Source organism: Micromonospora sp. M51 (genome assembly GCF_018070305.1).
GTDB lineage: Bacteria > Actinomycetota > Actinomycetes > Mycobacteriales > Micromonosporaceae > Micromonospora > Micromonospora parva.
On the sequence record NZ_JAGPXZ010000281.1, the window covers coordinates 1 to 7,177 of the forward strand.

The 7,177-nt window shown below is 71.5% G+C and carries 7 protein-coding genes and 2 tRNA genes; 3 read left to right on the top strand and 6 right to left on the bottom strand.

What is annotated here, in order from left to right:
* Together KBX53_RS16610 and KBX53_RS16615 are read left to right on the top strand one after the other, a co-directional pair.
* On the top strand, positions 1-3,637 hold a 3,637-nt coding region (locus KBX53_RS16610; protein WP_210860217.1), incomplete at its 5' end, for a cation-translocating P-type ATPase.
* A gap of 61 nt (positions 3,638-3,698) precedes the next feature.
* A complete protein-coding gene (locus KBX53_RS16615) occupies positions 3,699-4,499 on the top strand; it encodes an MBL fold metallo-hydrolase (protein ID WP_210860219.1) in 801 nt (266 codons plus the stop codon).
* A 78-nt stretch (positions 4,500-4,577) separates the two neighbouring features.
* Here KBX53_RS16615 and KBX53_RS16620 read toward each other — a convergent pair whose 3' ends face one another.
* Positions 4,578-4,904, bottom strand: a complete 327-nt coding sequence (locus KBX53_RS16620; RefSeq protein WP_156057547.1) for a hypothetical protein — start codon at positions 4,902-4,904, stop codon at positions 4,578-4,580.
* A gap of 134 nt (positions 4,905-5,038) precedes the next feature.
* Positions 5,039-5,293: a hypothetical protein gene (locus KBX53_RS16625; RefSeq protein WP_210860222.1), complete on the bottom strand. Its 255-nt coding sequence runs from the start codon at positions 5,291-5,293 to the stop codon at positions 5,039-5,041.
* Between the two features lie 227 nt (positions 5,294-5,520).
* On the opposite strand from KBX53_RS16625, the gene KBX53_RS16630 reads away from it, so the two are divergent.
* Positions 5,521-5,775 carry a hypothetical protein gene (locus KBX53_RS16630; RefSeq protein ID WP_247675730.1) on the top strand — a complete coding sequence of 85 codons (255 nt, stop codon included), beginning with the start codon at positions 5,521-5,523 and terminating at the stop codon, positions 5,773-5,775.
* On the opposite strand, the gene KBX53_RS16635 is transcribed toward KBX53_RS16630, so the two are convergent.
* The 4 genes from KBX53_RS16635 to KBX53_RS16650 all read right to left on the bottom strand — a co-directional run.
* Positions 5,746-5,821: transfer RNA gene (locus KBX53_RS16635), tRNA-Ala, on the bottom strand. The genes KBX53_RS16630 and KBX53_RS16635 overlap by 30 nt on opposite strands.
* A 41-nt stretch (positions 5,822-5,862) precedes the next feature.
* A complete protein-coding gene (locus KBX53_RS16640; protein WP_209444550.1) occupies positions 5,863-5,991 on the bottom strand; it encodes a DLW-39 family protein in 129 nt (42 codons plus the stop codon).
* A 42-nt stretch (positions 5,992-6,033) separates the two neighbouring features.
* Positions 6,034-6,107: transfer RNA gene (locus tag KBX53_RS16645), tRNA-Ile, on the bottom strand.
* Between the two features lie 154 nt (positions 6,108-6,261).
* A partial coding sequence (locus KBX53_RS16650; RefSeq protein ID WP_210860224.1) for a DUF3566 domain-containing protein occupies positions 6,262-7,177 on the bottom strand: 916 nt, incomplete at its 5' end.

Here is a 7,177-nt window from a genome sequence, read left to right on the forward strand (position 1 = left end):
GTACATCAACCGGATGCTCGCCGCCGGCGCGGCGGCCGGCGCTGCGGCGGTGCCCTTCGCCGGGCGCAAGCGGGCCGCCGCGCTGGGCCTGTCGGCGCTGCCGAAGGCGCCCGGCAGTGGACGTGAGGGGTACGCCGCCCAGCTCGGCCGGATGCTGGCGCGGCGCGGGGTGATCGCGATGGACCGCAGTGTGCTGCGGGAGTTGGACCGGATCGACACGCTCGTGCTCGACGCCGCGGTGCTCGGCTCGGACCGGGGCGTACTCGCCGACCTGGCGCCGGCGTCCGACGCGGACGTTGACGAGGTGGCCGAGCGGGCCTTCGCGTTGTTCGACCCCGACGATCCGGCCGCTTCCCGTGCGGCGGACGGCTGGCGGCTCGGACCGTTGGACCAGATGCCCGCGAACCACCTGGACGCCATCGCGGACGCGGGCCGGCTGCGCTCGGCCGGCGGCCAACTGCTCGGCCTCGCCCACGGCGACCGGCTCGCCGCGCTCCTGCGGGTCGAGCCGGAACCCGCACCCGGTGTCGACGGGCTGCCGGCCGCCGCGCGGCGGGCCGGCCTGCGGCTGATCGTTGCCGGTGGCGACGAGCAGCGGTACGGCTTCGCCGACGCGATGCTGCCCGGCGGGGACCAGTTGGTCGAGTCGGTCCGCGGACTACAGCGCGACGGCGCGATGGTGATGCTCGTCTCCGCCGACCGCAAGGCGCTCGGCGCGTCCGACTGCGGTCTCGGGTTCGCCGCGCCGGAGGAGCTGCCCCCGTGGGGCGCACACCTGCTGGTCGGTGCCGACCTGCGGGTGGTGGCCCTGATGATCGAGGCGACCGGGGTGGCTCGGCGTACCGCCCAGCAGAACATTCGGCTGGCCATGGCCGGCACCGGTCTCGGGGCGCTGGGCGCGTTCACGGCCCCGCCGACCGAACTGCCCGGCCGGTCGCTCGTCGCGGTGAACGGCGCGGCCGGGTTGGCCTTCGCGAACGGGGTCTGGCAGGCCCGCCGGTTGCACGACCAGTCGGACACCCCGGCACCGGTGACGACCGCCTGGCACCTGATGCCCGTCGGTACGGTGCTCGACCACCTGCGCTCCACGCCGGACGGCCTGACCAGCGCGGAAGCGCAGCGCCGACGCCACAGCTCGGGCGCCGACGGCGGTGCCGAACCCGGAAGTGGTGGGCTGCTGCGCGCCTTCCTGGACGAGCTGTCCAACCCACTCACCCCGGTGCTGGCCGCCGGGGCGGTGCTCTCCGCGTCGTTCGGTTCACTTGTCGACGCCGCGCTGGTGAGCAGCGTGGTCGGTGGGTCCGCCCTGATCGGGGCGGTGCACGAACGCAACACCGAGAGGTCACTGGCGGAGCTGCTGTCGCGGTCGGCGGTGACCGCACGGGTCCGTCGGGACGGCGCCGATCAGGTGCTCGCCGCCGAGGACCTGGTCCTCGGGGACGTCATCGCCCTCGAACCGGGAGACTCGGTGCCCGCCGACTGCCGGGTGCTCGAGTCGGTGGGCCTGGAGGCCGACGAGTCGTCGCTGACCGGTGAGTCGCTGCCGGTCGCCAAGTCCAACCGGCCGGTGGTCGCCGCCGCCGTCGCCGACCGGCACTCGATGCTCTACGAGGGCACCACGGTCGCCGCCGGGCACGGCACCGCAGTGGTGGTGGCGACCGGCAACGACACCGAGGCCGGGCGCAGCCTCGCGTTGGTGCGGCAGGCACCCCCGACCAGTGGGGTGGAGGCTCGGCTCGGCTCGTTGACCAGCACCGCCATCCCGCTGGCGGCCGGTTCCGCGATAGCGGTGGCCGGCGCGGGCCTGCTTCGGGGCGTACCCCTGGCCGAAACGGCGGCGACCGCCGCGAACCTCGCCGTGGCGTCGGTGCCGGAGGGGTTGCCGTTCCTGGTCAGCGCGGCGCAGCTGGCCGCGGCCCGGCGGCTGGCCGAGCACGGCGCGTTGGTCCGCAACCCGCGCACCATCGAGGCGTTGGGCCGGGTGGACGTGCTCTGCTTCGACAAGACCGGCACCCTCACCGAGGGCCAGTTGCTGCTCGCCGGAGTCGGCGACGGCGTCGGTGACCGGTACGCGCCGGTGGACCGGTTGGACGACCGGCTCCGGATGACGTTGGCCGCGGCGCTGCGGGCCACCCCCGCCGCGAAGAATCCGGAGGAGTTGGCGTTGCAGACCGACCGGGCGGTCCGGCGGGGCGCCGGGGAGGCCGGCGTGGTGGAGCAGACCGGTGCCGCCGGCTGGCACGCTGCCGGGGGCCTGCCGTTCGAGCCGTCCCGCGGCTACCACGCGAGCATCGGACGGACCGACGGTCACCTGCTGTTGAGCGTCAAGGGTGCTCCGGAGACGGTGCTGCCCCGCTGCTCGTCCCGACGCACCGACGGCCGTCAGGAGCCGATGGACGACGCCGGCCGCGCCGAGTTGGAACGGATGCTCGCCGACCGGGCCGGTGCCGGAAACCGGATCCTGGCCGTCGCCGAGTGCCCGGTGAACGACTCGACGGTCACCGACTCCGACGTTCGAGGGCTCACCTTCGTGGGTTTCCTGGCCCTCGCCGACGGTGTGCGGGAGAGCGCCGCCCCTGCGGTACGCCGGATCCGGCAGGCCGGCGTGCACACCATCATGATCACCGGCGATCATCCGACCACCGCCGAGGCGATCGCCGCCACCATCAGCGACCACGACGAACAGCGGGTGGTCACCGCCGGTGAACTCGACCAACTGGACGACGACGCGCTCGCGGAACGGTTGACCAACACCGACGTGGTGGCCCGCTGCACCCCTGCCCACAAGGTGCGGATCATCCAGGCGTTGCAGAAGTGCGGGCGGACAGTGGCGATGACCGGTGACGGCGCCAACGACGCCCCGGCGATCCGGCTGGCCGACGTCGGCATCGCCCTCGGCCAGCGGGGCACCCCGGCCGCCCGCGCCGCAGCCGACCTGGTGGTCACCGACGACCGGTTGGAAACCATCATCGCGACCCTGATCGAAGGGCGGGCGATGTGGTCGTCGGTGCGGCACGCGCTGAGCATCCTGGTCGGCGGCAACCTCGGCGAGATCGCCTTCAGTGTGCTCAGCGCCGCGGCGACCGGCCGTTCCGCGCTCACCGGGCGACAACTGCTGCTGGTCAACCTGCTCACCGACCTGGCGCCGGCGCTGGCCATCGCGGTCCGGCCACCCGCGTCGGACCGCGCCGACGCGCTGCTGCGGGAGGGCCCGGACAGGGCGCTCGGCGAGAGCCTCACCAGGGAGATCGGGCTGCGGGCGACGGCCACCACGCTGGGCGCGACAGCGGGTTGGACGTTGGCCCGCTACACCGGACGCCGCCAACGGGCGGGCACCGTCGCCCTGGTCTCCCTGGTCGGCACCCAACTCGGGCAGACCATCCTGGCCGGCGGCACCAGCCCGGCCGTGCTGGCCTCCACCGTGGCATCACTGGGCGTGCTGGTCGTGGTGGTGCAGACGCCGGGGGTGAGCCAGTTCTTCGGCTGCACCCCGCTCGGGCCGGTCGGCTGGACCATCGGAGCCGGGTCGGCGCTCGGTGCCACCTTCGCCAACGGCGCACTCACGAAGCTGATGGAGCACGTGCCCCAGGCCCGACCCGACACCGCCTCGACTGACAACAGCGACTCGACGCACTGAGCGTCGGCACGCCGCATGCCGCCGGCTCACCGGGGTACCGGAGCCGGAGGAGGTGGACACCGTGGCAGAGCAACCGCAGGTGACGTTCATCGGTACCGCCACGACGGTGCTGCGGATCGGCGGATTCACCCTGCTGACCGACCCGAACTTTCTGCACCGGGGCCAGCGGGCGTACCTGGGCAAGGGGTTGTGGTCGCGCCGGCGCACGGACCCGGCACTGCGGATCGCCCAGCTTCCCGGTCTGGACGCGGTGGTCCTCTCCCATCTGCACGGCGACCACTTCGACCGGGTGGCCCGTCGGGAACTGGACCGGGAGCTGCCGATCGTCACCACCCCCGCCGCGGAACGCAAGCTGCGCCGCTGGGGATTCCAGGCCGCACAGGGCCTGCCGACGTGGTCGTCCCGGGAACTGCACCGCGACGGTACGACAGTGCGCCTCACCTCAATGCCCGGACAACACGGCCCGGGCGTGCTCGACCTGCTGATGCCCGACGTGATGGGCACGATGATCGACGTGGAGCGCTCCGGGCGGCGGGAATTCCGGCTCTACGTCACCGGCGACACCCTCAACCGGCCGCTGCTCACCGCGATCCCCGAACGCTACCCGGACATCGACGCGATGCTGATCCACCTCGGCGGCACGAAGGTCGCCGGAATCCTGCTCACCATGGACGCCCGCCAGGGTGCGGACCTGGTGGAGCTGGTCCGTCCGCGGCTGACCGTGCCAATCCATTACGACGACTATCCGGTCTTCCGCTCCCCGCTGGCGCATTTCGTCGAGGAGGCCCGCCGTCGTGGCTGGGCAGGGCAGGTGCGCACCATCACGCGCGGCGAAACCATCTCACTCACCCAGCCCGCCTGACCGCGCCGCCGATCCCGCCCGTGCGAATCACCCAACGAGTCACGTCACGGAGACAGCTCCGCGTCGTCGGAAGAGTGGTCACCGGATCGGCGCAGGCAGTGGGATTTCACCGCTGATCGCCTTCTCGGCCAGCTCGACGCGCGCCGGATGGAGTGCGTCCTCGCTCAACGGGTGGGCCGGCACGTTGATGCAGCGCTGGCCTGACCTGGCGCTGCAGACGGGGCACTGCAGGAAGAAGCCACTGGACGGCACCAGTTCGACCCCCTGGGCCAGAGCGGATCTGCCGATCTTGACGATCGCCTGGTACAGGTCGTCGTCCTGGTGCCGGGTAGCGGCGGCGGCGACCTCCCGCATCCCTTCCCAGAACTGTTCGACAGCATTCGGCTCGTCGATGTCTATCCGCATGAGCGCGGATCCCCTGCGAACAGGGGGCTAAACCCACGGCGTGGCGCGTCGCCCGGGTCCATCCATTCCGGATTGGATCGACCGACTTGCCTTGACCTCAACCAGACGAACCGAGTAGCGCCGGGGTGTTCCGACTATCCGATGCACCTGGCAAACAGCGCCACTACGGTCGGATTGTGCGTGCTGAGGCTGATCCGATGCGCCCAACGTCCGAGGCCGACCAGTCCGATCTCGCGGGCCTCTTGTTCGGTGACGGCCGCGACGACCGCGCTCAGGGTGGTCGCATGATCGCCTATTCTCGATATGGCGATCGGGTTCACACGTGAGTCATCCGTGGCGCCGTCGTCCTCACACCAAGCAGGCGACACGCCGGCATACTCCACTGTCATGACCCACGTCGGGGTGGCAGGTGATTCCATGGATGCCCCTTACAGCTCCGGCCCAGCAGCGATCTGTGTCGCGGATGCGTGTCGGGTCAGAATGTGGGTTGGCCTGGTCCCGGAGGGCTCCGTCGGCGACCTCTTCGCGCAGTGACCAGTGCTCGATCGGCTGGGCGACCTCACTGTAGAACTGGAGGTCTTCGAAGCCGTAGGTCGCCACATCGCACCTGCACGACTTGCGGCACGCGTTCGCCACGTTCCTGCTCGACCAGGGCGAGGAGCTGCGGACGGTGATGGAGGTGCTTGGGCACTCCACGATCCGGATGAAGGCCGACACCTTGGCCACGTTCTGCCGGCGCGGGCTCGTCAGGCTGCCTCGGCCATCGACCGGATTCTCGGCCACGAGGGGACGGCGTAACCGGCTTGGCTGCACTCCGACCGAGATCAACCGGGGAAGGTGCTGGTGGAGCCCAGGGGACTCGAACCCCTAACCCCTGCCTTGCAAAGGCAGTGCTCTGCCAGTTGAGCTAGGGCCCCGTGGTGGCCACCGCGACGATCACTCGTCGCCGGGCCGGACGTCAGCGCAGGTCGGGCGCGGTGGTCGCCTCGTGCCACAGGGCACGCTCATCGTTCGACGCCTTGATCTTGTTGAACACGACGGCGGCCACACCGACGACGCCAGCCAGAATCAGCAGCTTCTTGAACATGGGGCGACCCCTCGCGCTCGACTACCGTCGGACGACTTGCGGTGGGGCTAGATGGAATCGAACCATCGACCTCAGAGTTATCAGCTCTGCGCTCTAACCGACTGAGCTATAGCCCCGCGTTGCGACGAGCAAGATTAACCCATCCGCTCTGCCGGCCCCAAATCGGGGTCCGAGCCTGCGAGCCGGGGCCCGTCGTCGCCGGCAAAAACCTACCTGAGCACGGGACGCCGGAGCGACCGCATTCCGCGATGCTCCGGCGTCCCGGTTGGCTCAGTCCCGCTCAGCGAGGGTCAGCTCGATCCCGCCGACCAGGTCGGCGCAGACGTTGTAGACGAACGCGCCGAGCGTGGCCAGCGCGGTGAACAGCACCACGTTGACCAGGCCGATCAGCGCCGAGCTGAGAATCACGCCCTTGGCGGTGATCTGGAAGCCGCTGGTGCTCTGCCCACCACCGGCGTTGACCAGGTCGCTCAGGCTCTCGTTGACGCTCTGGAACACACCCATCGCGTCCAGCGCCAGGTAGAGCACCGAGGTGGCGACCACCACGACGATGAAGAGCACCACCGACACCGCGAATGCGAACTTCATCACGGACCACGGGTCGATCCGCTTCAGGTTCAGCCGGGCCCGGCGCGGCCCGCGGGAGGCGGCCGAGCTGACCGACGTACGCGCCGCGCGCACCGCGTCACCGACGCGGGCGGCCCCCACGGCGGACGGGTTGCCGATCCCCGGCGGCAGGCCACCGCCGCTGGCCGGACGGCCGGCAGTGGCAGTGCCACGCGCCGCCTCCGGCTGCGGCTGGGTCATGGCGGGGGTGATCCGCGGCTGGGTGCCGGTGGACCCGGCCGACGTCGCCTGGCCGGGCCGGACACCGATCGGCTGGGTGGTCGTCGGACGGGTCGAGGGTGTCGCCGCCGGACCCGGAGGGTTGGCGGCGGCCGACGTCGGCGCCTCGGCGCTGGGCGTCGCCTCGGTCTTGTCACCCGCCCCGTCGTCCTCGCCCGGCTGCTCCGGCGGGGGCGTCATACCTGGAGCCCTGGTGAACTTCGGGGCAGGCGCATCGGCGGGGACCGTCGCCCGGCCTACGGCCGCGCGGCCGGTCGCTGGTGTGCCGCCCTTGGCGGCCTCCTCGTCGACCGGGTTGGCCGAGGTCCCCGTGTTCCCCGACTTCGCCTGTGTCTCCGTC